Source organism: Dickeya sp. ws52 (genome assembly GCF_007210685.1).
In the GTDB taxonomy this organism is placed as follows: Bacteria; Pseudomonadota; Gammaproteobacteria; order Enterobacterales; family Enterobacteriaceae; genus Dickeya; species Dickeya chrysanthemi.
The window spans coordinates 1-23,035 of record NZ_SZVX01000028.1; the positions used below are offsets into that span (position 1 = coordinate 1).

General features: G+C 45.5%; 26 protein-coding genes and 1 pseudogene. 17 read left to right on the forward strand and 10 right to left on the reverse strand.

From position 1 onward, the window contains the following. The first annotated feature begins 81 nt into the window (after positions 1-81). From FDP13_RS19865 to FDP13_RS21720, 3 genes are all read left to right on the forward strand, one after another. Complete coding sequence (locus FDP13_RS19865) at positions 82-684, forward strand: hypothetical protein (protein ID WP_143840238.1); 603 nt, start codon at positions 82-84, stop codon at positions 682-684. A 187-nt stretch (positions 685-871) separates the two neighbouring features. After that, positions 872-1,087: an AlpA family transcriptional regulator gene (locus FDP13_RS19870; protein ID WP_143840239.1), complete on the forward strand. Its 216-nt coding sequence runs from the start codon at positions 872-874 to the stop codon at positions 1,085-1,087. A gap of 154 nt (positions 1,088-1,241) precedes the next feature. Then, positions 1,242-1,598, forward strand: a complete 357-nt coding sequence (locus tag FDP13_RS21720; protein WP_199886362.1) for a hypothetical protein — start codon at positions 1,242-1,244, stop codon at positions 1,596-1,598. 586 nt (positions 1,599-2,184) lie between these two features. On the opposite strand, the gene FDP13_RS19875 is transcribed toward FDP13_RS21720, so the two are convergent. Both FDP13_RS19875 and FDP13_RS19880 read right to left on the reverse strand, forming a co-directional pair. Continuing rightward, the gene (locus FDP13_RS19875; protein WP_143840240.1) at positions 2,185-2,601 is read right to left on the reverse strand and encodes a hypothetical protein; all 417 of its coding nucleotides are present in this window, start codon (positions 2,599-2,601) and stop codon (positions 2,185-2,187) included. 86 nt (positions 2,602-2,687) lie between these two features. Next, positions 2,688-4,316, reverse strand: a complete 1,629-nt coding sequence (locus tag FDP13_RS19880) for a TIR domain-containing anti-phage reverse transcriptase (RefSeq protein WP_234424448.1) — start codon at positions 4,314-4,316, stop codon at positions 2,688-2,690. A 302-nt stretch (positions 4,317-4,618) separates the two neighbouring features. Here FDP13_RS19880 and FDP13_RS19885 point away from each other — a divergent pair, with 302 nt between their 5' ends. Beyond that, a complete protein-coding gene (locus FDP13_RS19885) occupies positions 4,619-4,969 on the forward strand; it encodes a hypothetical protein (protein ID WP_143840242.1) in 351 nt (116 codons plus the stop codon). Here the strand turns inward: FDP13_RS19885 and FDP13_RS19890 are convergent, their stop codons facing one another. Beyond that, positions 4,970-5,212, reverse strand: coding sequence for a hypothetical protein (locus FDP13_RS19890; protein ID WP_143840243.1), 243 nt, complete (start codon positions 5,210-5,212; stop codon positions 4,970-4,972). A gap of 427 nt (positions 5,213-5,639) precedes the next feature. Between FDP13_RS19890 and FDP13_RS19895 the strand changes: the two genes are divergently transcribed. The 4 genes from FDP13_RS19895 to FDP13_RS19910 all read left to right on the forward strand — a co-directional run bounded on the left by FDP13_RS19895 (position 5,640) and on the right by FDP13_RS19910 (position 10,362). Next, complete coding sequence (locus FDP13_RS19895; protein WP_143840244.1) at positions 5,640-6,809, forward strand: integrase domain-containing protein; 1,170 nt, start codon at positions 5,640-5,642, stop codon at positions 6,807-6,809. Positions 6,810-7,045: 236 nt separating this feature from the next. Further along, positions 7,046-8,596, forward strand: a complete 1,551-nt coding sequence (locus tag FDP13_RS19900) for a recombinase family protein (RefSeq protein ID WP_234424449.1) — start codon at positions 7,046-7,048, stop codon at positions 8,594-8,596. A gap of 193 nt (positions 8,597-8,789) precedes the next feature. Then, positions 8,790-9,479 carry a ParB/RepB/Spo0J family partition protein gene (locus FDP13_RS19905; protein ID WP_370512565.1) on the forward strand — a complete coding sequence of 230 codons (690 nt, stop codon included), beginning with the start codon at positions 8,790-8,792 and terminating at the stop codon, positions 9,477-9,479. Positions 9,480-9,483: 4 nt separating this feature from the next. After that, on the forward strand, positions 9,484-10,362 hold the full coding sequence (locus FDP13_RS19910; RefSeq protein ID WP_143840245.1) for a plasmid partitioning protein RepB C-terminal domain-containing protein: 879 nt from the start codon (positions 9,484-9,486) through the stop codon (positions 10,360-10,362). Positions 10,363-10,570: 208 nt separating this feature from the next. On the opposite strand, the gene FDP13_RS19915 is transcribed toward FDP13_RS19910, so the two are convergent. Beyond that, positions 10,571-11,485, reverse strand: coding sequence for a LysR family transcriptional regulator (locus FDP13_RS19915; protein WP_143840246.1), 915 nt, complete (start codon positions 11,483-11,485; stop codon positions 10,571-10,573). A 137-nt stretch (positions 11,486-11,622) separates the two neighbouring features. Between FDP13_RS19915 and FDP13_RS19920 the strand changes: the two genes are divergently transcribed. From FDP13_RS19920 to FDP13_RS19940, 5 genes are all read left to right on the forward strand, one after another. After that, entirely contained in the window at positions 11,623-12,369 is a 747-nt protein-coding gene (locus FDP13_RS19920; RefSeq protein WP_143840247.1) for an SDR family oxidoreductase, read from the forward strand. Between the two features lie 79 nt (positions 12,370-12,448). Beyond that, positions 12,449-13,123 (forward strand): glutathione S-transferase family protein, encoded by a 675-nt coding sequence (locus FDP13_RS19925; RefSeq protein ID WP_143840248.1) that lies wholly within the window; start codon positions 12,449-12,451, stop codon positions 13,121-13,123. Positions 13,124-13,372: 249 nt separating this feature from the next. Further along, on the forward strand, positions 13,373-13,618 hold the full coding sequence (locus FDP13_RS19930; RefSeq protein ID WP_012770154.1) for a CopG family ribbon-helix-helix protein: 246 nt from the start codon (positions 13,373-13,375) through the stop codon (positions 13,616-13,618). Then, positions 13,608-13,892 (forward strand): type II toxin-antitoxin system RelE/ParE family toxin, encoded by a 285-nt coding sequence (locus tag FDP13_RS19935; RefSeq protein ID WP_012770155.1) that lies wholly within the window; start codon positions 13,608-13,610, stop codon positions 13,890-13,892. Before FDP13_RS19930 ends, FDP13_RS19935 begins: the two co-directional genes overlap by 11 nt. Positions 13,893-14,094: 202 nt before the next feature. Continuing rightward, positions 14,095-14,577: a glutathione peroxidase gene (locus tag FDP13_RS19940; RefSeq protein ID WP_143840249.1), complete on the forward strand. Its 483-nt coding sequence runs from the start codon at positions 14,095-14,097 to the stop codon at positions 14,575-14,577. A 141-nt stretch (positions 14,578-14,718) separates the two neighbouring features. Here the strand turns inward: FDP13_RS19940 and yajD are convergent, their stop codons facing one another. Then, complete coding sequence (yajD, locus tag FDP13_RS19945) at positions 14,719-15,066, reverse strand: HNH nuclease YajD (protein WP_012770157.1); 348 nt, start codon at positions 15,064-15,066, stop codon at positions 14,719-14,721. Between the two features lie 229 nt (positions 15,067-15,295). On the opposite strand from yajD, the pseudogene FDP13_RS21880 reads away from it, so the two are divergent. Beyond that, positions 15,296-15,448, forward strand: a pseudogene (locus FDP13_RS21880) (integrase); the annotation flags it as partial. A 37-nt stretch (positions 15,449-15,485) separates the two neighbouring features. On the opposite strand, the gene FDP13_RS19955 reads toward FDP13_RS21880, so the two are convergent. Further along, on the reverse strand, positions 15,486-16,745 hold the full coding sequence (locus FDP13_RS19955; RefSeq protein ID WP_143840250.1) for a cation:dicarboxylate symporter family transporter: 1,260 nt from the start codon (positions 16,743-16,745) through the stop codon (positions 15,486-15,488). Between the two features lie 114 nt (positions 16,746-16,859). Continuing rightward, complete coding sequence (locus tag FDP13_RS19960) at positions 16,860-17,285, reverse strand: VOC family protein (RefSeq protein WP_033576984.1); 426 nt, start codon at positions 17,283-17,285, stop codon at positions 16,860-16,862. A gap of 199 nt (positions 17,286-17,484) precedes the next feature. Here FDP13_RS19960 and FDP13_RS19965 point away from each other — a divergent pair, with 199 nt between their 5' ends. Both FDP13_RS19965 and FDP13_RS19970 read left to right on the forward strand, forming a co-directional pair. Then, positions 17,485-18,378 (forward strand): LysR substrate-binding domain-containing protein, encoded by an 894-nt coding sequence (locus tag FDP13_RS19965; RefSeq protein ID WP_033576983.1) that lies wholly within the window; start codon positions 17,485-17,487, stop codon positions 18,376-18,378. Between the two features lie 109 nt (positions 18,379-18,487). Next, positions 18,488-19,111: a glutathione S-transferase family protein gene (locus FDP13_RS19970; RefSeq protein WP_143840251.1), complete on the forward strand. Its 624-nt coding sequence runs from the start codon at positions 18,488-18,490 to the stop codon at positions 19,109-19,111. Positions 19,112-19,501: 390 nt separating this feature from the next. On the opposite strand, the gene arsC is transcribed toward FDP13_RS19970, so the two are convergent. Genes arsC through FDP13_RS19985 form a run of 3 tightly spaced genes read right to left on the reverse strand, consistent with a single transcriptional unit; the run spans position 19,502 to position 21,651 of the window. Then, entirely contained in the window at positions 19,502-19,927 is a 426-nt protein-coding gene (gene arsC / locus FDP13_RS19975) for a glutaredoxin-dependent arsenate reductase (protein ID WP_143840252.1), read from the reverse strand. 54 nt (positions 19,928-19,981) lie between these two features. Continuing rightward, complete coding sequence (locus tag FDP13_RS19980; protein WP_143840253.1) at positions 19,982-21,265, reverse strand: arsenic transporter; 1,284 nt, start codon at positions 21,263-21,265, stop codon at positions 19,982-19,984. Positions 21,266-21,318: 53 nt separating this feature from the next. Beyond that, positions 21,319-21,651: a metalloregulator ArsR/SmtB family transcription factor gene (locus FDP13_RS19985; RefSeq protein ID WP_033576979.1), complete on the reverse strand. Its 333-nt coding sequence runs from the start codon at positions 21,649-21,651 to the stop codon at positions 21,319-21,321. 982 nt (positions 21,652-22,633) lie between these two features. On the opposite strand from FDP13_RS19985, the gene FDP13_RS19995 reads away from it, so the two are divergent. Beyond that, a complete protein-coding gene (locus FDP13_RS19995; RefSeq protein ID WP_143840255.1) occupies positions 22,634-22,984 on the forward strand; it encodes a DUF1304 domain-containing protein in 351 nt (116 codons plus the stop codon). Positions 22,985-23,035 lie beyond the last annotated feature (51 nt).

Sequence of the window (23,035 nt, forward strand, 5' to 3'; positions counted from 1 at the left end):
AACTACCTGAGTATGCTAAAACTGGGAGCGATCAGGTTATTTTTAAAGCGGTTGTTAAGTTAAGGGACACAGCCTAGCGTTATGGCATCGCAAGGTAACGAAGATGCGCCTGTATCTTACTGCGTTGATGACTTTCTGCCTGACTCCGTTCCCTATTACCACCATGAAGCTGAAACCGAAAACTATCTACAAACCATTTTTCAGGCGGTCAGATTTGGCGTAATAAAGCCGATCCGCGCCTCAGCGACACACGCATGGGGCGACACCACCAACATATGGACAACCAAGATTGACGTAGACACTATCAATCAACACACGGAAATTCACGATGCCACCTTCCTGGCTACCGAGATTTGGCCGTGGGCTAACCAATTACTTGCTGATGATTCACCCTGGTATGGCTTTTCCGATCCCAAAAAAGACACGCCATTACCAGAAAATTGGGGTGAATTCGCCAATCGTGATACCGCATTACTTCTTATCGCGGGTTTGGCAAAGGCGCTTGAAGGTAAAAGTGGTGGTGTTTATAAGTGGGGCAACAAGCTGAATCAGAAAAAACTGGCGGAAGATGCAGCGCTTGCGGTGAGTTGCGCACTTGGCACCGGTGAACCCGACAAAACAGAATCTTTTCGTAAGTTAATTGGCGAAGCGCTGGCAGCCATGTCGTTTAGCCCAGACGCATAATTGACGATCACAGACAGAATAACGGCCAGATCAGATTCTGGCCGTTACCAAACCGACACCACTCATTACCTAACTCTATTTCTGACCCAGCCAACTATTTCCCCCGACTTACCACACTTTGACCGGTAATCCCGGTTAACTATTCGTACCGAACGGATAGCATCGGTTTTACTGGAGATCCTTGTTTATGAGTCTGTTAGAAAGAAAAATCCTGCTGAAAAAAGAAGTGAAAGCTATTTTGCGTGTCAGCTCTGACAGCAGCTTTCAGGAAATGATCAACGCCGGGGAATTCCCGAAAGGCTTTCGTATTGGCCTGCGCCGCGTAGGTTGGTTTGAAGATGAGGTTAACACCTGGCTGTCACAACGGATTGCTGAACGCGATCAGCAATCCGAACACGCATAAGCCAACCCTTCATTTTTATTGCCGCGATAGCGGCATATCGGAATCCCCAAATATGATGATCCAAACATCTGGCATTAGCTGGAACAGGCATTGCTACGCCAAAAATCAGGTAGCAGCCCTTTTTATACACAATAGCTAGTCTATTTCTATCACTATGGAAAGTGCGCAGCGCTTAGCAAACCCAATACAAAACGTATTGACGATAGCAAGCCCTCTGGCTTATCGTTATTTCGTTGCCGCAAAATCGGCAACCAGGTTTAGCAGCCTGAATGTACAAGCGGACGACCGCTTTTTTATCACGCGGTTTTTTTACGTCCGTAAACCGAGTTGCGCCCAAATTATGGTGGGGCGTATTGCCGCTGGTGCGAATGCCGCTGCGTTTGCCCAGGTGCTGGCCGATGCTGGAATGCTGGATAAACCCGCCAAAGGCATTACACGTAAATCACTGCGCATTGACGGCAAGCAGCCACGCTTTGTGGTGCTCATGACGCTCGACGACGAAGAAGAGTAAATCACGGGTAAGATAAAATAAGGTCGGTTCGGTAGGTTCAGTCGGTTCATTATTTTAATACATTGATTTATCGCTATTTTAATTTGAATAGTGAACCGCCCCTGAACCGACTTTAGCCATTTTGAACCGACCTGACCAAATGCCCCTTTTCTGGCTGGCTTAATGAACCGACTTTCACACCGCGTGAACCTACCCCTAGGTCGGTTCAATTCTGAAAATAATTATCCTATCTATCAATCAGTTGACTACGTGAACCGACTGAACCTACCGAACCAAACCACTTTTGCTTATCTATAAGCATTTGCGCACACAAAAATCATGATGGGTTAATCCACTGTCAATGAAAAAGTGCGCAAAACGAAACCGAACGGCGACGGTTAAATGCGCAATGTGGTTCGCAGTGGGTGCGCATATCTGTGCGAACTGCGAACCACGCTGCAACCCGCGCGACACCTGATTTTATTCAATTTGAAATCAATTTTTTGGTCGGTACGCATGTATAGAAATGTTAAGGTTTTTTGCGCAGTCGGCGCGGCGGGAAACAGGGTGGGGAACGTGCTTGAAATGGTAAATTGGAGGATAGTTTCTATCTGTGACCGAGTAAAACAATACTAACATCAGATTCTGTTGGGAGTTTCTTTAAGCCAGCGTCTTTTCTCATGAGCATCACCATTGTGATAAAAGCATCTCGTTGAAGTTTAGTGCTCATGGATGCACCTAATTTTTCAAATTCGGCGAATGCCTGAATTACCGGAGCGGAACCATATAGGCAGATTCTTCCTTTAGCATCGGCAGTTTTCCCCAAAATTTCTCGACACTTTTCTATATCACCCGATGATATTTGCGCTTGCTCGCTAACGCTTTTTAAATAGTCCGTATATGCTTTTGTCTTCATATCACGTAATGAGCGGGAATATTCTATATGCCGAGTAAAAAAATATTGTAAAGAGGCACCAATGACAACACCAATGAAAGGAAGATAAGGAATTAATTTGTCAAACATAATTTTCTCAATGTGTTGTATAAGCGTAATGGAAATTTATCTCATACCAAAATAGCAGGGTATATGTAGTTAGAAAAACAAAGATGCTATTCCAAGAGGGATTTTATATTTTCCGCCACATCCTGAGGGTTATTTTCATAAGACATGTAGAGCTTATCTTGTAATAATGGCAATACACTAGCGACAATTTCCTCATCTTCCTTTTTTACAAGGGTCAGAAGCTTCACTTTACCCTCTGAAATCTCTCGAGCAAGAACAGAATTCAACTCTTTTCTAGGCCAATCTTTATTTACAGAAGATGCAGATAGAATAGCCATTACATATTTAGATTTAACAAGCGCAGAATTTATTTTCTCAATAAGGGAGTCTCCCCACTTTATTTCAACATGATCTATAAATGCCGATATGTTCAACGCCACCAACGCATCATAAATAGGAATAGCAATTGTATCTTTATCCTCACTTGCATGACAAATGAACACATCATAATTCTCAGTAACTCTCATAGCTCGTAATCCTTCTTTTGTTTTTCTCGGGTCATTATGGCTCATCTGAGCCATTAATTTAAGATACAGAGGAAAATCGTCACCTCTAATCATTTTTATAAAACTAAGCCTTCCATATATATGATTACGAAAAATTGAAATAGCATGTTCATTATTTATTGTTTCCAAACCTTTTGCAGCAAAAAAAATCAAAGATGCTTTTAATTTATCTTCTCTCCATTTGTGGATCATAGAACGAGTAACTCTAAGATACTTTCTATCTATATTTACCTTTTCATTTACAACTAATCCAGTAACTTTCTGACATACATTTTTTTCTTGTACCCTGAATTTTCTTAAATTTACCTTGAATCCACACCTTTCAATTATAGATATAACAGTTTCACTGAGTTCAAATTCATCTTCATCACCCAACGTTATAATATCTTTAATCTGTTCTTGGTTAAAGGAAAAAGTAATATCATCAGCATACCTTGTGTATGTTATGTTTTTTCTTCTCGCTAATTGTGTTAGTTGTTTATCAAGAGAAGTAGAGGCCAAATTTGCAAGAGCTGGTGAAGTGCAAGCACCCTGTGGCAAAATACCATCTCTGGTACAGAGTTGTGCTAACACGCTTGCGGCGGGGTGAGAAAAATTGAAGGGTTTACTTTTAAAAATACCATACACTCTTGCAAATGTTACTGAATCAAAATACCCTTCCAAGTCAATATTAACCACATATCTCTTTTTTGTATGGTTAGCAGCATTTGTATATATACTTTTCCCTATTATAAAACCATGCGCAGATTTTTTTGGTCGGTAAAAATACTCAATAATGGGCTTTAATTTTTCTTGAAGTATTGCCATCCCTCCTTGAGGGGCACTTATTGTTCTACTTCCTCCACCTTTTTTTTCGATATCAAACTGCCTATAATTACCTTTCTTATGATATAGAATATATAGCAGTTGCCCAACCGGAACCTCAAGAATATTAGCCACATCATTTGCAGAAGTGATAACTATATCCTTATTTATAATTTTCTCACAAATATCTATTATTTCTTCTTTTGAAGCCTGAGAGTGGTTTTCTAGTTTTTTATTATCCCACTTTAATTTCTTCCCAGCTTTATAGGGTTCAGGCTCCATTCGTGGCAAATCAGGTATTGGGTCTTTCACACCCTTGATAGTATTAGTCAAGCCAAGTATCAATAACTTGTCATGTAAAGACACAACCCACCCCATAGTTGTACTGCATTGTAAAATTACGACCCTGCCCAATCACTTTACGCAACGTATAGCTGACAAACTTTTACAACGAATAACCATTCGATGAACGATGGCATGATATGCTAACATTAGATACCTCGAGGCGAAACAACCTCACAGATTTAAGGCAGAGCCGTATGAGAAAAGCTACCATAGCTAGCTAAATTTATAAAGATTTTATCTATTAAAATTTAATGCACGCTTAGCCTGCAATGTTCAACTTTATAGATGCTGACGAGCGGACATAACATAATTCCCCTGCTACCATGAAAAACGACAAAAAACAGAACCAACAATCAAGATCATCCGGTTGGGGCGGGAAGCGTACAGGCGCAGGCGCTCCCGTTGGTAATACTAATGCGGTGAAACATGGGGAACGCAGCCGCCAGGCATTCTTTCCTTTGGCTGGTGATAATGGGCGATTCACGCAGTTACAATTGCTACGAGTAAGAAACCTGCTCCTTGCTGAACATGTCGGCGAGTTGATGCACAGATCTCTTTCTCTGGGTACAGCCGAGTGGCGCGAGTTTATGTTGCTAGATGGGATTTTATGGCAACACACCCGAAAAATGATGATATTAGAGCTTCGCCAGGCAAAAGCAAACCATGCATCATAATCAAAGATATTTTGACAATACGAAACGCAGTTCACGCCAATTACTTTCATAGCCAGGAACGCCAGCATCTTTCAATGACGCAATCAGTTCATCAAAATCAGCACCTGTAGTTGCTATCTGCTGATCGTTGTTTTTGGCAACCGCGACAACCTGCTTTTGTGAATCGTCAAAACTAACTTCAATATGCCAGCCGTTTTCCATGTTGTAGCCAATGCACATAAACACCTCAGATTCAGATAACATACAACCAAATGCTATATGCTTTTAATCAGCCACACACTGTATCAGAAGTAACGCAGCCACACTTCATGTAGTCAAAGGTAACAATTGGCTGATTCTGTTAGGGCTTACTAAGCGATAAAAAATCGTACTCACCGCTACCATTTTTCAGAGTGACTTTTCGTTTTAGTTATATGAAAAAAAATAAATAAAAAATCAAACCAATATAAACAATAATTTAAACTATAAATTCAATTTCTCTCGTGCCGTCAGTACCGGTTACTAACGGAAACCCCACAGAAACCCGCATCCTCTCTGAGTTTGCGGGTTTTTTGTTGCCTGTTATCTGCCGGTTTGCTACGTTTTTACCCGAAAAATTTAGGCATACGATTGGGCATACCATGCCACTATGCCTAAATCTCGTATGCCTAAACGAGACAGGGAATGATTCATGGCACGACAAACCAGACCGTTAACCAATACGGAAGTTAAAGCAGCAAAAGCAACCGATAAGCCGGTCGTGCTTTATGATGGTGATGGTCTGGAACTGCTGATTAAGCCCGTCAGCAATACCAAGCTCTGGCGCTTTCGCTATTACAAACCCACTACTAAAAAACGTGCCATGATGGCATTCGGTGCCTACCCCGCAGTGTCCCTTGCTGATGCACGTCGCATGAGGGACGAAACGCGCCAGTTACTGGCAAACGGTATCGATCCGCTCATCAACCGTGAAAACGAACGTCTGCGCGATGAAATGACCAAAGGGAACACGTTCGCCAAAGTTTCCGCCGACTGGTATGAAGTAAAAAAATCACAACCACTGGCCGAGAACACCATTAAAGATATCTGGCGTTCGCTGGAAAAATACGTGTTCCCGTTCATCGCAAACCAGCCTATCAGCCAGCTTACCGCACGCCATTTCATCACCGCGCTGGAACCGATACAGGCCAGCGGCAAACTGGAAACCGTTAAACGGGTTAGCCAGCGTATTAACGAAGTGATGGACTATGCCGTTAACTCCGGCCTGATACCGGCTAACCCGGCAGCGAAGATCCGCAAAGCGTTTCAGACGCCGGTGAAAACCCATATGCCGACCATCCGGCCAGAGGCATTACCTGGCCTGATGAAAACGCTATCGGTCACCAGCATCGAGCTACAAACCCGGTTATTGATTGAATGGCAATTGTTGACCGTTGCCCGCCCGGCTGAAGCCGCAGAAACCCGCTGGAGCGAGATAGACCTTACGCAGAACACCTGGACAATCCCGGCTGGCCGCATGAAGATGCGCCGCGAGCACGTCATTCCCCTGCCCCCACAAGCGTTAGCCATTCTGGACGCCATGAAGCCAATCAGCGGCCACCGGGAATATCTGTTCCCTTCCGCTAAAGACCCCAAACAGCCGATGAACAGCCAAACTGCTAACGCCGCATTGCGTCGCATGGGCTACAAAGGCGTGCTGGTGTCCCACGGCTTGCGCGCTATCTTCAGCACCGCTTACAACGTAGCAGAAGCCTGGCGCCTGAGCAGCGTGTCATGGGATACCATTAATCGTCACAGACGGCTGGTTAAAGAAGAGGGTATTGATGCTCAGGCACCAGGACACACCAGATTTACGGCATAAGAACCGGACAGAAGAAGCCCAGAAAAACCGATTATCGACTTCTCTCTGTGTAATCCTCATCTCGGTCAGGTACAGCTATCAGCCCCACTTCATTGGCGGATGTCCTGCCTCAATACTTCCCTCATTTCTTACCTAACATGCTCAAACCCTGATGGCAAAAAAATATTGTATTTGGTTGATTTTTGATCAATTGTTGCGGGTGTGAAACTTTCCTGAGATTGCGTAGAGCTAAGATCATGGAATTAAATTCTGTTGAAAAACAAAAAATTAAAGTCGCTCAGTATCTTCGGATGTCCACTGAGCACCAACAATATTCGCTGCATAATCAAGCTACATTCATCAAAGACTACGCAGATAAACATAACATGATCATCACTCATACTTATGATGATGCAGGCAAAAGTGGTGTAACAATCTTAGGGCGTTTAGCACTTCAGAAACTGTTGAACGATGTCATTTACCGCAATATAAAAATCCAAGCAGTCCTCGTCTATGACGTAAGCCGTTTTGGTCGTTTTCAAGACATCGATGAAGCTGGTTATTACAGCCATATTCTCAAAATGAATGGGGTTGATGTCATTTTCTGTGCTGAGCATATACCAACAAAAGAGCACCCTCTTGAAGCAATGCTAATGCTGAGTCTCAAACGCGCAGGGGCTGCGGATCTCAGTAAAAATCTATCAGACAAAGTTTATGCAGGACAGGTCAACCTAATCAAACGTGGCTACCATCAAGGCGGCACTCCTGGATATGGGTTAAGACGACAACTTATTGATGAAAAACATACCCCAAAAGAAATTTTGTTATTTGGTAAAAGAAAGAGTATTCAAACTGATAGGGTAATTCTAATTCCTGGTCCGAAAAATGAACGAAAGATCGTAAATGAAATATATGATATGTTTATTTTCAAAAACATGCCTGAATTTATAATAGCTAATATACTAAATGAAAGAGGAATAAATGCAGAAAACGGAACTATCTGGTCGAGATCTAAAATACATCAAATATTAACCAATGAAAAATACATTGGCCATAACGTTTATAATAAAACATCTTATAAACTTAAGAAAAAATTCATAAAAAACCCTAAGTCAGAATGGATAATATGCGAAAACGCCTTCACACCAATAATTTCAAATAAAAAATTCATTTTAGCTAAAGAAATAATACTTTCACGATCTCATCACCTAACAAATGAACAGCTTTTAGAGTATTTAAAAACAAAACTTAAAGAAAAGGGAAAGCTTTCTGGAGTTATCATTGACGAGGATGACACTGGCCCTTCCAGCTCAGTATTCAAAAACAGGTTTGGGGGGTTGTTACGAGCCTATGAAATAATAGGCTATCGACCTGAACACGATTATCAATACATTGAAATAAATAAACACCTCAGAAATTACCATTATATTGAAATTGATAACTTCCGAAAGAAATTAACTGCACTTAACAACTCAGTTGATACTGAATCCCATTCACCATTAATATTAATAAACGACAACCTCAGTATTTCATTCATAATAGCGCGTTGTAAAAAACTGCCTTCTGGCAGACTACGTTGGAAAATAAGGTTTGAGAATTCATTAAAGCCTGATGTAAGTATAGTTGTCAGAATGGACAGCATTAATAAAACCCCAGTAGATTATTATATATTCCCTTCTCTGGACATCCTGTTTGAGCGAATAATGCTCTCAGAAAAGAACACTTTTCATTTTGATTTTTATCGCTTTGATAATCTGGAAAAATTTTATCATATGATAGAAAGAACAGTTATATCGGAGGCTTTATGAGAAGAGCATCATCTGATAGTCATCAAATAGTCTTAGTTGAAATATCATTAATAAAAATATCAAACCCAAGAACAAGAAATAAATTCATTCATAATGAGATAAAAGAGAATATTGAAAAGACAGGACTAAGAAAACCCGTTTCTTTAAGAAAGATAAAAATTTTGAGTATGCATTAATCTGTGGGCAGGGACGGTTGGAAGCACTGGTTAAATTAGGTGAAAAATATATCCCTGCGATTGTCAAAGATGTTGGCGAGGAAACGGGATATATCATGAGTCTTGCTGAAAACATTGCCAGGCGGAACCCCAGGACAGTAGAGTTATTTGAAGTAGTCAGAGATATGAAATCACGAGGTATGTCAGACTCAGAGATTGGAGAACATTTAGGCTATTCAAAAAATTGGGTTAATAATATAACCATGCTTCTTGCAAAGGGTGAACAAAAATTGTTAACTGCTGTAGAAACCAGAAAAATCCCATTATATTTAGCAGTGGAATTTGCAAGGAGTAATACAGAAGAATCTCAGCAACTATTTCTTGATGCTTATGAAAAAGGATTAATAAAAAGCAGAGATGTTATAAAAATAAGAAATATTCTTGACAGAAGAAGTGAAGGAAATAAAGGAAGCAAGAATATAGAATACATTCACAATAAAAATCAGAAAAAAATGTCTCCAGAGGAATTGATGGACGTTTACCAAGAAAATATTGATAAACATAAATCATTACATGCGAGATCGGAATATGTATTAGAAAATCTCACATTAATTAAACAGATCATTCAGGAGCTTATTTCACATGATGATTTCATCCAAATATTGAAGTCAGAAAACTTAAATGACATACCAACATTAATCATAGACTCAATTCTTAACAGAGGTTAATAAAATGATAAAATTTTGCTTTGGAAAAGAGTTTATTGATATAGACATACAAAAACTCACGCCGTCAAAGAATTTAATTCCAAATGTAAAAAAAAGCATAAAATACATTCAAATAAAAACATCAATAGAAGAGATAGGGCTAATAGAACCAATAATCGTTTATCCGGAAAATAATGGGGAAACAATAAAAATACTCGATGGACATTTAAGAGTAGAGGCAATGAAAGAAATTGGTTTAGATAGTGTCGCATGTCTTATATCTACCCTGGATGATGCATACACACCCAATAAACATGTAAATAGATTAACCATTATTCAAGAGCAAAAGATGTTAAAAATAGCCATGGAGAGAGTTTCAATTGAAAAATTAAGTTCTTCATTAGGTATATCCATTGATACACTTAAAGGAAGATCTAAACTTCTTGATGGGATAGATCCAAAGGTCATTTCTTTACTATCCGATAAACATACCCCCAGAGCAATTTTTAATGTAATAAAAAAGATGAAGCCAATACGTCAAATAGAAGCAGCTAATATGATGATAAGTTTCGATAACTATAGTAGAAACTTTGCCCTGTCACTATTGAATGGTACAAAGCCAGATTTATTAATTAAAGGAAAAGAAAATTCCTTAACAACATCAGAGACAAGAAAAAACATACAGCGTCTAGAAAGAGAAATGGCAACGATACAAAATGAAACAAATCGAATAGAGGAAATTTATGGAGCTAACACACTAAAGTTTGTCATTGCAAAATCATATATAAAGAAGTTATTAGATAACAACAAGGTATTACATTGGTTAATTGAGCATAATCCAGATTATCTAAAAGAGTTAAAAAAAATATCATCCATAAATTCGCTAGAAAAAACAAAAAATTAATATAAATCTAACTCGGATACGGAGACTGTCACGGTCGATATGGACAATAACGTTTTTCGGTCGCTTACGACACCAGAGCGCCATTTGCAGCGCATCACAAGCCAGTTTCTCCGTCATTCGCGACGACTACATACTTTATGGGGAGCCGGTCAGTTAAGGGACACAGCCTAAGATTGACTAAATTTTACTAATGATTCAGATATGTTCGTTATCTCAGGCTCATTTCATTGAGTTGGTAAACTTTGAATGCGGGATTTTTTTCAAAAATTTCAGCAACAAAATCCATGAACACAATCGCCCGTTTTGGTAAAAGTCGATTAGCAACATAAACGGCTTGAATGGGAACGGGTGGTGCAGTGTAATCAGTCAGTAATAATTGTAAGTTGCCATTTGCCAGTCCCTCCTCGAACAGCCATTCTGGGCCCTGTGCGATCCCAACCCCGGCATTGACAAATTTCTGTACGGCTTCGGGTGAATTGACCCTGAGCCGACCAGAAATAGGGACATTGATATCCTGAAATCTCCAGGTAGCTCCTGTTGTTAGCAAGGTATAGATCAAACAATCATGTTTTTTTAAATCCTCTGGGGTATTAGGAGTTCCATGTTTAGCTAAGTACTTGTTACTGGCAACACAGACTCGCTCATACATGCCAAGTCTGCGGGCACGCATAGCACTGTCCTCCAGGTGTCCAATGCGGATTGCCAGCTCAGCCCCTTCATCAACGAGGTTGATATAGCGGTCATTAATCTGTAGCTCGAGTGTTAGCTCAGGGTAGCGTTCTAAAAAATCTGGGATGTGTGGAACTAAGAATGTGTGAGCCAATGCTGTGGGGCAAGCAACGCGTAATAGCCCTGTGGGTGTAACATTTTCTCTGAAAGAAGACTCTGACTCTTCGACGGCTTCCAGAATACGCCTTGCTTCCAGATAATAACGTTCTCCTTCAGGCGTCAGGGAAAGCTTGCGGGTTGATCGGTGAAGTAATCGGGTCTGCAAATGCTCTTCGAGGGTTGCAACATGACGACTCACGTTCGGTTGCCCTAAGCCTAAATCCCTACCCGCTGCGGAAAAGCTGCCTGTTTCAGCGGTACGGACAAAGCATGTCATCAAAAGTAATCTGTCCATCCTAAAATCCATTCATGCTTTTAATGCATGGAACATATTTGAAAATACAATCTTATCACCATGTGAGCATGAAATTATAGTGGCTATCAAATCGGTCATTCGCCGATTAGTTGTTAAAACTAACAGGAGATTTTCACATGTCTAGATTACAAGGTAAACGCGCACTGATTACGGGTGGAACAAGTGGTATTGGTCTTGAAACAGCGAAGCTGTTTGTGGCAGAAGGCGCACGCGTAATTGTTACTGGTGTCAACCCTGATTCTATCGCAAAGGCGAAAGTAGAACTGGGTAATGATGTGTTAGTCGTGAGCGCTGATTCCGCTGATGTGAATGCACAGAAAGCGCTGGCGCAAACGGTTAAGCAACACTTTGGTGAACTGGATATCGCTTTCCTGAATGCGGGTATATCAATGTACATGCCCATCGAAGTATGGACAGAAGAGATGTTCGACCGTATTTATGATATCAACGTTAAAGGCCCTTACTTCCTGATGCAGGCACTGCTGCCAGTGTTCGCAGGCTCTGCATCAGTGGTCTTTAATACCTCTGTAAATGCGCACACCGGACCTGAGAACTCTTCCGTTTATGGCTCAACCAAAGCGGCATTGCTGAACATGTCAAAAACACTTTCTAACGAGTTACTTTCTCGTGGAATTCGTATCAACGCAGTGAGCCCAGGCCCTGTTGATACACCGCTTTACGATAAGGCGGGGATTCCAGTGGAATATCATGATCAAGTGATGAAAGATATCGTTGCAACCATCCCTGCCGGTCGTTTTGGTAAGCCTCAAGAAGTCGCGCAAGCGGTACTTTACTTCGCATCTGATGAGTCTGCCTGGACCGTGGGTTCAGAAATCATCATCGACGGCGGCGTTTCAATCTAAGCCACCAAAATAAGATTTACCGTTCATCAAGCCCGCCACCTTTTATGGCGGCGGGCCATCATTTTATCTGGAGTTTGAGATGTCTACCCATGACCTAACACTGATTAGCCACCCGCTATGTCCCTTTGTGCAGCGTTCAGCGATCGTTCTTCTCGAAAAAAATGTGCCATTTGAACGCGTAAATGTAGACCTATCGGCGAAGCCTGATTGGTTTCTTGCTCTGTCACCCACAGGCAAGGTGCCGTTACTTAAAGTGCGTCAGGCAAACGGCGAAGATGCCATTATTTTCGAGAGCATGGTGATCTGCGAGTACCTTAATGAAACGCAAGACGGTAATTCGATGTATGCTGACGATGGATTAGTCAGAGCCAGACAGCGCGCATGGATCGAGTTCTCTACATCAATGCTTGGAAATGCATGGCAATTTTTAAATGCAACTGATCAAGCCATCGCAGACAGCAAACGCGCAGTGTTCCGTGAGCAACTTGAACGTATTGAATCCGAATTGAGCTTAGGGCCTTATTTCTCTGGTGCCGAATTCAGTATGGTTGATGCGGTCTACGCGCCTATTTTCCGTTACTTCTCCATCATCGATGCATCAGTATCTGAGGCGATTTTTGAGGGACTTCCGCGTACTTGCGCATGGATAGCTGCACTTGCGAAAAGGGAAAGCGTAAAAGCCGCTGTATCATCAGATTATGCCGAGCTTTTCCAAAATCATCTTCGTCAGCATTCTGCAATTCTCGCGGCCTGAAGATATTCACTGGGCAACCGTGACCGGCTCCCCATTGATTAAAACACGGCAATGTGAGTAATTCCGCCACCGACTGAGAGAACAATTTCGAACTTCCGCTTCACTCTCAAAGCTGCCTGTTATGAAAGCTTAACGTAAGATTTTTCCCGTTTTCCAAGAGGGCTACTTACAGTATTAAGTAGCCGCTTGCCGCCAATCTCCCTAGTAACTACAATGTATACAAAACATACAACGTAGTGAGGTGAAAATATGGGCGTCATGTCCGTTCGCTTAAATGATGAAACAACCGCGCAGCTTGATGCGCTGGCTAAAGCTACAGGGCGTACCCGCTCTTTTCTGGCTGGGCAAGCCATTGAAGACTATCTTGCGCGGGAAGCCTGGCAGATAGCAGAGATCGAGCAAGCCATTAAAGAAGCCGATGCGGGTGATTTTGTCTCATCAGATGAAATGAATAACCTGTTTAGGAAGTTAGGTACGGCAAGACATGGAAATTAAATGGCTGCGTAAGGCTGCGGCCAATTTGGAAGCCGAGTACCGCTATATCGCGCAGGACGATCCACAAGCCGCCAGCCAGTTTGTAGATGAAGTTCAAAGAGTAACGGAATTACTACCGCAACAGCCAGCAATGGGAAGGCCAGGCCGTGTGCCAGGAACGCGTGAGCTGGTGTTAACGCACTCCCCCTACATCATCCCCTACCGAGTGAAAAATAATATGATCCAGATTCTACGCGTCTTTCATATACACAGGCGTTTACCATCAAAATGGTGAGCAACCACCTTTTTGAATTTTAACGAACGTACATCCACCAACTCACCGCCACGCTGAGCCGCCATTGGTTGTATTTTAACCAGAGAACTCTACTACGCGGTAAGACTAAATTTAGGGGGGACTACAATGCACTGCTCTCTTTCTTTGGGTACAGCCGAGTGGCGCGAGTTTATGTTGCTAGATGGGATTTGAGGATTCCGATATGACGCCCTTTCATCAACTTACAGCCACCAACCTGAGTGGCCAGCTTATCGCTATGGCCGACTACGCAGGTAAGGTGGTTCTGGTCGTTAATACCGCCAGCCATTGCGGCTTCACGCCACAATACGGCGGCCTTGAAGCGCTCTACCAAAAATACGCCGCCCAGGGTTTGGTGGTACTGGGCTTCCCCTGCAACCAGTTCGGTAAACAGGAACCCGGCAACGCCGACGAAATCGCGCAGACTTGTCACATTAACTATGGCGTGAACTTCCCGATGTTCGAGAAAGTAGACGTCAACGGCACCACAGCGCACCCGGTGTTCCGTTATCTGAAAAACGAATTGCCCGGCGTGCTGGGTGGGCGAATCAAGTGGAACTTCACTAAGTTCCTGATCGGTCGCGACGGTAAACCGCTCAAGCGGTTTGCACCGTTCACCACCCCGGAGAAAATGGAAGCCACAATCCTTGCGGCACTTGAAATCTAAGTGTTTCGATAATTCGAACCATTCAATTTTAGAGCGCTTACGAATAACTCATTATCCGTGGGAGGATCACTTCCGCTGTTCGCTCATCTCAGTCCTGCTTCAATGTCTGCGGGACTTAGCCAAAAGCGGGTGTTGCTGGCACTATTTCTTCTTATTAAGCATCGACTTTAGATCGGCAAAGGGATTATAGGTTGCTACACCCACATCTTTTTGCGCGTCTTCCCCCGCCACAACGGTTGTGCCGTACTGCTCGGCTTCAGTGTACTTGGAGTGTTCGTGGTCATGGCAATACAGACACAACAACTCCCAGTTGCTGCCATCTTCCGGGTTATTGGTATGGTCGTGATCGATGTGGTGAACCGTTAATTCGCGTAAGTTTGAATAAACAAACTCCCGTGAGCAGCGCCCACACACCCATGGATAAATTTTTAGTGCTTTCTCACGATAACCGCTTTCCAGCCGCGAGTAGTTTTTTGGGATCAAAGCCATTGCCGATGCCACCTGTTATTTATAAAGAGATAATTTTACAATATATCCCATATATGGAACAGAAAGAGACGCTTCGTCGTAGTCCGTCTTTCGTGGGTCAGCAACTAATCCACCAGCACAGAGAACGGCATTCCAGCGACCATTGAGTCGCTGCTTGCCTCTCGCTCTATGCAGACCTTTTACTGGACGAATGCAATCGAAAAGCTCATTTCGGCAGTCCAAAAATCTCTTCTACCACGCGCGGAAACCGATACAGGCCCGCGGCAAACTGGAAACCGTTAAACGAGTTAGCCGGCACATCAACGAAGTGATGGTCGATGCCGTTAATTCCGGCCTGATAGCGGCTAACCCGGCGGCGAAGATCCGCAAAGCGTTTCAGACGCAGGAGGGAACAGACAGCGTTCCCTGTTACGACCCTCTCAGTTCTTATTTAACTCCGTTCGTGCATCGCCGGCCAGTACGGTTTCTTTTTCCCACTGGTTAATGACTAACGGAGCGACAATGTTACCCAGGACGTTGAGCGTAGTCGTACCACTGTCGATTATGCGGAATATGCCGGCAATCAGGGCAACGGCATCAAGCGGAAAGCCCGCTGAAGCCAACGTCGCCGACAGGATGATAATGGCGAAACCCGGTACGCCGGCAGCGCCTTTTGACGTCAGCACCATGGTGACGACCAGGATAACTTGCTGCATCAATGTCAGATCAATGCCATAGAGCTGCGCCACGAATATTGTTGCCACACCGAGAAATATTGATGCGCCATCAAGATTAAAAGCATAGCCAACCGGCACCACAAAGCTGACGATTCGCGCGGGTACGCCGTAGCGTTCCAGCTTGTACATCAGTTGAGGCATGACGGCGGCGGAAGCGGCGCTTGAAAAGGCGAGCACCAGTTCCTGACGGAAGTGCTTTATCAGTTTAAATATGTTCTCGCCGATCAGAACGCAGATTCCGCCCAACGCAACCAGGGCAAAGAGAATCAGGCCCAGATAAACCGTGCCGACAAGTTTAAGCAGTGGCAGAAGCGAGGCGAAACCGAAAGTCGAAACGGTGGCGCCAATCATGCCAAAAACACCAACCGGCGCGTAAGCCATAACGATGGACACCACCCGAAACATGCCGTCTGATACGCTCCGCAGCACGCTGAGAATAGGCGCTGTTTTTTCTCGGGAAAGGCCGTTGAGCGCCAGCCCGAAAAGGGCGGCAAAGAACAGAACCGACAGCAGCTTTCCTTCCGAGAGCGCAACAAACAGATTGTCCGGCACGATATTTTGCAGGATCACCAGTGCACCGCGGGCCGGCTCCATTTTCATCTGGCCGTCGCTGTGCGCCATACCCTGTATATTGGTCCCCTCACCCGGCGAGATAGCATTGGCCAGGACCAGCCCGAAAACACTCGCCAGCCCCGTGACGATAAAGAAATAGACCAGTGCTTTGACGCCCATCCTTCCAAAGGATTTATTGTCGCCACTTCCCGTGATACCCAGGATCATGCAGCAGAATACAATCGGCACCACGACCATTTTCATCATCTTGATGAAAATATCTCCGAGCGGCTTGAGAATTTCATGACTCACCCACTGCTGATATTCGGGATGCGTGTTGAAATACCATCCCACCATGATTCCCAGTGCAAGCCCGATAACTATCTGCCAAACCAGTGTAATTTTTTTCATGTCCAGCCTTCAAATTAAGCAAGGCAGCCTTTGCCGAGGGTCGGCAAAAACCACGCGTGATACATTCGGGTGAAAACAGAAATGTGGCACGGCCTGAGGGCCGTGCTCGGGAGATTATTTTGCGAAAAGCTGACTGATATCTTTGAACGCCTTAAATTCCAGCGCATTACCGCAGGGATCGAACAGGAACATGGTGGCCTGCTCCCCAACCTGGCCTTTAAAACGGATATAGGGCTCAATAACAAACTGAGTACCTAACGATTTGAGACGTTCGGCCAGCGCTTCCCATTCATCCCACTTCAGCACGATGCCAAAATGCGGCACTGGCACATCATGGCCGTCAACAGGGTTTGAATGCGCGCTTTCCTGAGATGCGGTTTTAGGATGCTCATGGATAACCAGTTGATGACCATAGAAATCAAAATCCACCCACAGCTCGCTGGAGCGACCTTCACTCAACCCGAACACCTCGCCATAAAAACGTCGGGCGGCCTTAAGGTCATAGACAGGGATTGCCAGATGAAAGGGAGAAAGGCTCATTTATACATCCTCACAGTAGAATCGTTACTTTTTTCAGGTAATCACCTGATTTAATAGGAGTAATGCAAAGTTCTGGGCCAGAATCATATCTGGCTCGTCCTTAACATTACCGTCACAAATGAGGGTATAAATAATTTAAATTGATTAAAATCAATATTTATCTTTATATAGTACAAATTATTTTTGTGTTTGTTGACCTATGATCCGTGAGCTGAAGACATTTCTAATGGTGGCAAAGGAAGGAACCTTTGCGGCGGCAGGCAATAAAATCGGCCTGACGCAGGCTGCTGTCAGCGCCCAGATGCAGCGGCTTGAGGCGGAGTTAAATTTTTCGCTCTTTGACCGATCAGGGAGAAATGCACGCCTCAATCAGAAAGGGCTGCAACTTGTCTCCCAGGCACAGGAGCTGCTTTCATTGTATGACGGTCTGGGCGAGAAGCCGAACCGGGCCATTCCCGGCAAAACCGTGACCATTGGCGCCATTGCCTCCGTGCAGCGTACCCTGCTTCCGGATGCGTTGACGCAGTTCAGCAAGCAACGTTCGGGATGTCGCATCCGCGTCGTACCAGGGTTGTCGATGGATTTAATCAATCTCGTTGATGCCGGCGAAATTGATATCGCCGCTGTACTGAAGCCACCGTTCACTTTGCCGCTGGGGCTACAGTGGAGCCTGTTGGCTCATGAGCCTTTCCATCTCATCGTGCCGAAAAACGTGAAAGGCGGCGATATTGCCGATCTGCTGATCGGACAGCCATTTATCCGCTACGATCGTTCTTCTTTCGGCGGGCGTCAGGTGGATCGTTTCCTGAAAGAGATGAACTTTACCGTCACGGAAATCTGTGAAGTGGACGAGTTGGAAACCATTCTTAAGCTGGTGGGTAACGGCGTGGGTGTCGCCCTGCTGCCCCAGATTGCCGCCTGGCAGTGCTGGCCTGCCTCTATCCGGGCGATTAGTCTTGGGCCGCACGTTTTTTATCGGGATGTCGGGCTCATTCATCGGCCGCTTGAGAGTATGGACGATGACGTCAGGCGCATTTCAGAACAGATCATCATGCAAGCCCGGCGAGATGGTCAAGCGCAACCGGGCAGTTAAACCCACGGGGACGGCGAAACCATGCCGGCATCCTGTTGCCAGTGGAAAGAAAATATTAGGCTGGTGTATTGTTGTTGAACGATTAATCACGCGGAAGGACATCCGAAGTATGCTCAAAATACTTGGCAAAACGACGTCAATAAATGTGCGCAAAGTACTCTGGACTTGCGAAGAAGCGGGGCTGGATTATGTGCAGGAAGATTACGGTAGCGGATTTGCCTCGACCCAAACCGATGCTTTTCGTGCCATGAACCCGAACGCCATGGTGCCCGTGTTGATTGACGATGAATTCGTGTTGTGGGAATCCAATTCGATTTGTCGCTATCTGGTGCGCAAAGCCGGGCGCGATGACCTGCTTCCCAGCGAACCGCAGGCGTGCGCTAACGTCGAGCACTGGATGGACTGGCAGGCGACCGAATTTAACAACGCCTGGCGTTATGTGTTTCCAGCCCTGGCGCGCAAGAATCCGGCCTATAACGACCAAAACGCGATTGCCGCCGGCATTAAAGAGTGGAACCACTGTATTGGTATTCTTGAGCAACAACTTCAGCGCACAGGGGCATGGGCGGCAGGTGAGACGTTTACGCTGGCCGATGTGGTGCTCGGGCTGTCGGTGAATCGCTGGAAAATGACGCCGTTTCCCCACCCCGACGTCCCCGCCATTGACACGTGGTTTGCACGCTTGAATCAGCGACCGGCATTTCTGCGTCATGGAAATAACGGCATGGTCTAACAAACTGAATTTGCCGTGTGACTGGGTTACCTGTTGCTCGTTTTCGGCGAAATGTTGATGCAAAGAGAGACTGGCGTGTACGGTGCCTGCCGCCAGCTCGCTGATGAGGGGGTGATCCAATCAGGAGAACACCCGATATCGGCCCATCCCACAGCGGCACTTCCGGGGCCGACCATCACAGCTCATGAAGTTAACCGCGCGCCTTTGCAAACGCCCGCACATCAACGCTGAATTCTGCGTCGCGGGCCTGTTTAGTATTAAGCAATCCGACGGTTGTCAGCCATCTGTTCGCTCTGGTGTTTGTCATAATGAAAACCACCCAGCTAGCGACCCAGGCACGGTTTGTTTGTTATCGCTTATCTCCTGACCCGCGATGATTTCAATTCAATGTTATTTCACTCTCTTCCCAAACTGATCAACTACTTGCTCGCCATCTTCTTTGATGAACACACCTTGTTGTGCATCAGGCAGGATATCCAGCACCACTTCTGACGGGCGGCATAACCGGGTGCCGAGCGGCGTAACCACTATCGGACGATTGATCAGTATGGGATGAGTCAGCATAAAGGCGATCAACTGTTCATCGCTGAAGCTATCGTCGGCCAGACCTAACGCGGTGTAAGGTTCAACGTTTTGACGCAGCAACATGCGTGGGGTGATACCCATCGCGCTAATCAGCCCCTCGAGTTCCGCTCTGGAGGGCGGCGTTTCAAGGTAGTGGATAACGGTGGGTTCAACACCGCTATTACGAATCAGCGCCAGTGTATTGCGGGATGTGCCGCACGCCGGGTTGTGGTAGATAGTAATCTCTGTCATTGCCCTATTCTCTTTGAAAGCCTGCGTTGAAGTTGAAGTTGAAGGCCACGCCGGTTAGATAGAAAGACGCAGCGCCAGCGCTGCCAGCGTTACGAACAGCACCGGTAACGTCATCACCACGCCCACGCGGAAATAATACCCCCAACTGATGCGAATCTCTTTTTGCGCCAGCACGTGCAACCACAGCAGCGTGGCAAGGCTGCCGATAGGGGTCAATTTGGGGCCTAAATCACAGCCGATAATGTTGGCGTAAATCATTGCATCACGAATGACGCCATCAGCCGCAGAAGCATCAATCGACAATGCGCCGATAAGCACCGTCGGCATATTGTTCATCACCGATGACAACACTGCCGTGAGGAAACCGGTGCCGATTGTCGCCATCCATAGCCCCTGAGCGGCAAAATCATTCAACACGCGTGTCAGAGAATCCGTCAGTCCGGCATTACGCAGACCATACACCACCAGATACATGCCCAGTGAAAACACCACAATCTGCCAGGGCGCACCACGCAATACCGTGCCGGTATCAATGATGGCCCCTCGCCGGGCAACCAGCCAGAGGATCACGGCGGCCACCGTTGCGACCAGGCTGACGGGAACGCCCAGCGGCTCCAGCACGAAAAAACCGCCTAACAACAGTGCCAGTACAAACCATCCGGCGTTAAACGTCTGCCTGTCGCGAATTGCCGCCGCGGGATCTTTCAGCTTGTCCAAATCATAATCGGTTGGAATCTCCCGACGAAAAAACAGATGCAGCACAACCAACGTAGCAACGACAGCAGCGATATCCACCGGAATCATCACCCACGCATAGGTATTGAAATCGATACGAAAGTAATCCGCCGTGACGATATTAACCAGATTAGAGACGACCAGCGGCAGACTGGAGGTATCTGCAATAAATCCGGCGGCCATCACAAAGGCCAGCGTTGCGCCGCGGCTAAAACCCAGCGCGGTCAGCATCGCCACGACTATTGGCGTCAGGATCAGCGCGGCGCCATCATTCGCAAACAGCGCAGCGACCAATGCCCCCAGCACAATCATCAGCGTGAACAGTCGTTTGCCGCGGCCCTGTCCTTTGCGCGCCATATGCAGCGCCGCCCACTCAAAAAAGCCCGACTTATCGAGCAGTAAGCTGATAATAATCACCGCAATGAACGTCGTCGTCGCGTTCCAAACGATGTGCCACACCACGGGAATATCTTCCAACTGAATCACCCCGGTCGCCCAGGCCAGCACCGCCCCAAGCGATGCGCTCCAGCCAATCCCCAACCCCCGCGGCTGCCAAATGACCAGAATTAACGTCAGTATAAAAACGGCTGCAGCCAGTAACATGCCATGCCTCCATCAACACATATGAAATAACGAATATATAAAGATAAATTTTTTTATTCACAAACCCGCTGGTGACCAAGCCGTTTTATCACGTCGGCAACAGCGTGACGTTGGCTTAACCACGCCTGTTCGATAATCGCGGCGCACCAGGCCGGCACATGGGGCGAAAGCCGATAATGAATCCATTTACCCTGGCGACGATCCACGAGCAGCCCGGCATCCCGCAATAGCGCAAGATGGCGGGAAATCTTGGGCTGAGGCTCCCGTAGCCCCTCACATAAATCGCACACACACAACTCACCCGCTTCTCGCAGCAACAGCACGATCGAAAGGCGAGTTTCATCAGACAATGCTTTAAACAGCTCCAGCGGGGTCAAGGTAGTCATGAAATTCTCCAGAAAGCGCCCTTACATAGGTTAAAACAGATATGTTTATCATAGCAACCCTTGCTTGCTGGCGATAACCGCTAAACGACACCCGTCGGATAATGCATTTAAATCGTTTTTGCTTGCGTTATTTAAATCCGACGGATAAATCCAGAAGCTGACAAAACTCACTCGTTCGATCGTATATTTGCTTCTTGCTTATGCCCGTCATACTTCAAGTTGCAGATGCGTTGGCTTTATTACTCGGCCCCTCCCTGGGCCTCGCCCTTTCAGGGCCGCAGCAAGCAGCGTTCAAATCTGCTCCCGGCAGATTTGTCGTTCACCCGAATCACTTACCTGAGTAAGCTCATCGGGATGAAATGAGAGACATCCTGTCTCTCACCAGAGGCCAGCCTTTGGCTGGTCAAATTCGTTCCCGACGAATTTGTCTCTCTCTTGCCGCGTTACAAGGCTCTAACGAGCCTTGCCCTGAAGGGCCAACGCGTTGCGTTGTTCAAAACGCAACACGTTTTGTCCTGCAACTCGAATTATTTTGGGTATACGCCAGTAGAAAGAAGATATTAAGGTAGAGAAACCAGAACATGACGAAAAATGAATACACTGCATTCCACGTTCGATTTTCTTCAGATGTTCATTGCACGAGTAAGGCGGGACAATAACATTGCGATTGAACATTATGCGGAAGATGTAATAAACCGGCGTTCCGCTACATGCTGAACATATTCAAAACCACAATGCGAGAACAAGATACCCAACTCATAGCCGCCCAAGACTATGGTTTAGGCCGGTTTTGAATCATCGACATCCGACCGCCCCTTGTTATGCCCAAACACATAAAAGATTGCCTGTTAAGAAAGGCATCGCAAAAAAATCAAGGCCATCGGTTTGATGAAAAATAGGGGTTTTATCGTTCAGGCTACTGCCTCGTTTACCGTAATTATCTATACTCCCCTGTACCTATCCTCATCCACTAAGGGCTCCCGTGTTAGCTAATATCCTTGTCGCCGTTGTCGCCGTCATACATCTCTACATCCTTGTTCTCGAAATGTTTTTGTGGGATACGAAAATAGGTCGAAAAGCATTTAATCTCAGTGCTGATTTTGCGCGCGAAACCCGTACGTTGGCTGCGAATCAGGGGCTGTATAACGGCTTTCTGGCGGCAGGTTTACTTTGGGGGCTATGGCTGGGTGAAAACGGAATGCAGGTCACTGTCTTTTTTCTGGTCTGCGTGTTGATTGCCGGAATTTTCGGTGCAGTGACGGCCAGCCGGAAAATACTTTACGTTCAGGCGATACCGGCGTTGGTCGCGTTAATAGCCTTTCTTTTCCATTGATTACTAAAGTTTCCTAGCTGATAACGCCCTTCATCATCCCCTCTATCTACA

What these genes read in the sequence shown, in the direction of transcription:
- FDP13_RS19865 (WP_143840238.1), top strand. Translation starts at nt 82, where the DNA reads ATGGCATCGCAAGGTAACGAAGATGCGCCTGTATCTTACTGCGTTGAT.
- FDP13_RS19870 (WP_143840239.1), top strand. Translation starts at nt 872, where the DNA reads ATGAGTCTGTTAGAAAGAAAAATCCTGCTGAAAAAAGAAGTGAAAGCT.
- FDP13_RS21720 (WP_199886362.1), top strand. Translation starts at nt 1,242, where the DNA reads ATGGAAAGTGCGCAGCGCTTAGCAAACCCAATACAAAACGTATTGACG.
- FDP13_RS19875 (WP_143840240.1), bottom strand. Translation starts at nt 2,601, where the DNA reads ATGTTTGACAAATTAATTCCTTATCTTCCTTTCATTGGTGTTGTCATT.
- FDP13_RS19885 (WP_143840242.1), top strand. Translation starts at nt 4,619, where the DNA reads ATGAAAAACGACAAAAAACAGAACCAACAATCAAGATCATCCGGTTGG.
- FDP13_RS19890 (WP_143840243.1), bottom strand. Translation starts at nt 5,212, where the DNA reads ATGTTATCTGAATCTGAGGTGTTTATGTGCATTGGCTACAACATGGAA.
- FDP13_RS19895 (WP_143840244.1), top strand. Translation starts at nt 5,640, where the DNA reads ATGGCACGACAAACCAGACCGTTAACCAATACGGAAGTTAAAGCAGCA.
- FDP13_RS19900 (WP_234424449.1), top strand. Translation starts at nt 7,046, where the DNA reads ATGGAATTAAATTCTGTTGAAAAACAAAAAATTAAAGTCGCTCAGTAT.
- FDP13_RS19910 (WP_143840245.1), top strand. Translation starts at nt 9,484, where the DNA reads ATGATAAAATTTTGCTTTGGAAAAGAGTTTATTGATATAGACATACAA.
- FDP13_RS19915 (WP_143840246.1), bottom strand. Translation starts at nt 11,485, where the DNA reads ATGGACAGATTACTTTTGATGACATGCTTTGTCCGTACCGCTGAAACA.
- FDP13_RS19920 (WP_143840247.1), top strand. Translation starts at nt 11,623, where the DNA reads ATGTCTAGATTACAAGGTAAACGCGCACTGATTACGGGTGGAACAAGT.
- FDP13_RS19925 (WP_143840248.1), top strand. Translation starts at nt 12,449, where the DNA reads ATGTCTACCCATGACCTAACACTGATTAGCCACCCGCTATGTCCCTTT.
- FDP13_RS19930 (WP_012770154.1), top strand. Translation starts at nt 13,373, where the DNA reads ATGGGCGTCATGTCCGTTCGCTTAAATGATGAAACAACCGCGCAGCTT.
- FDP13_RS19935 (WP_012770155.1), top strand. Translation starts at nt 13,608, where the DNA reads ATGGAAATTAAATGGCTGCGTAAGGCTGCGGCCAATTTGGAAGCCGAG.
- FDP13_RS19940 (WP_143840249.1), top strand. Translation starts at nt 14,095, where the DNA reads ATGACGCCCTTTCATCAACTTACAGCCACCAACCTGAGTGGCCAGCTT.
- yajD (WP_012770157.1), bottom strand. Translation starts at nt 15,066, where the DNA reads ATGGCTTTGATCCCAAAAAACTACTCGCGGCTGGAAAGCGGTTATCGT.
- FDP13_RS19955 (WP_143840250.1), bottom strand. Translation starts at nt 16,745, where the DNA reads ATGAAAAAAATTACACTGGTTTGGCAGATAGTTATCGGGCTTGCACTG.
- FDP13_RS19960 (WP_033576984.1), bottom strand. Translation starts at nt 17,285, where the DNA reads ATGAGCCTTTCTCCCTTTCATCTGGCAATCCCTGTCTATGACCTTAAG.
- FDP13_RS19965 (WP_033576983.1), top strand. Translation starts at nt 17,485, where the DNA reads ATGATCCGTGAGCTGAAGACATTTCTAATGGTGGCAAAGGAAGGAACC.
- FDP13_RS19970 (WP_143840251.1), top strand. Translation starts at nt 18,488, where the DNA reads ATGCTCAAAATACTTGGCAAAACGACGTCAATAAATGTGCGCAAAGTA.
- arsC (WP_143840252.1), bottom strand. Translation starts at nt 19,927, where the DNA reads ATGACAGAGATTACTATCTACCACAACCCGGCGTGCGGCACATCCCGC.
- FDP13_RS19980 (WP_143840253.1), bottom strand. Translation starts at nt 21,265, where the DNA reads ATGTTACTGGCTGCAGCCGTTTTTATACTGACGTTAATTCTGGTCATT.
- FDP13_RS19985 (WP_033576979.1), bottom strand. Translation starts at nt 21,651, where the DNA reads ATGACTACCTTGACCCCGCTGGAGCTGTTTAAAGCATTGTCTGATGAA.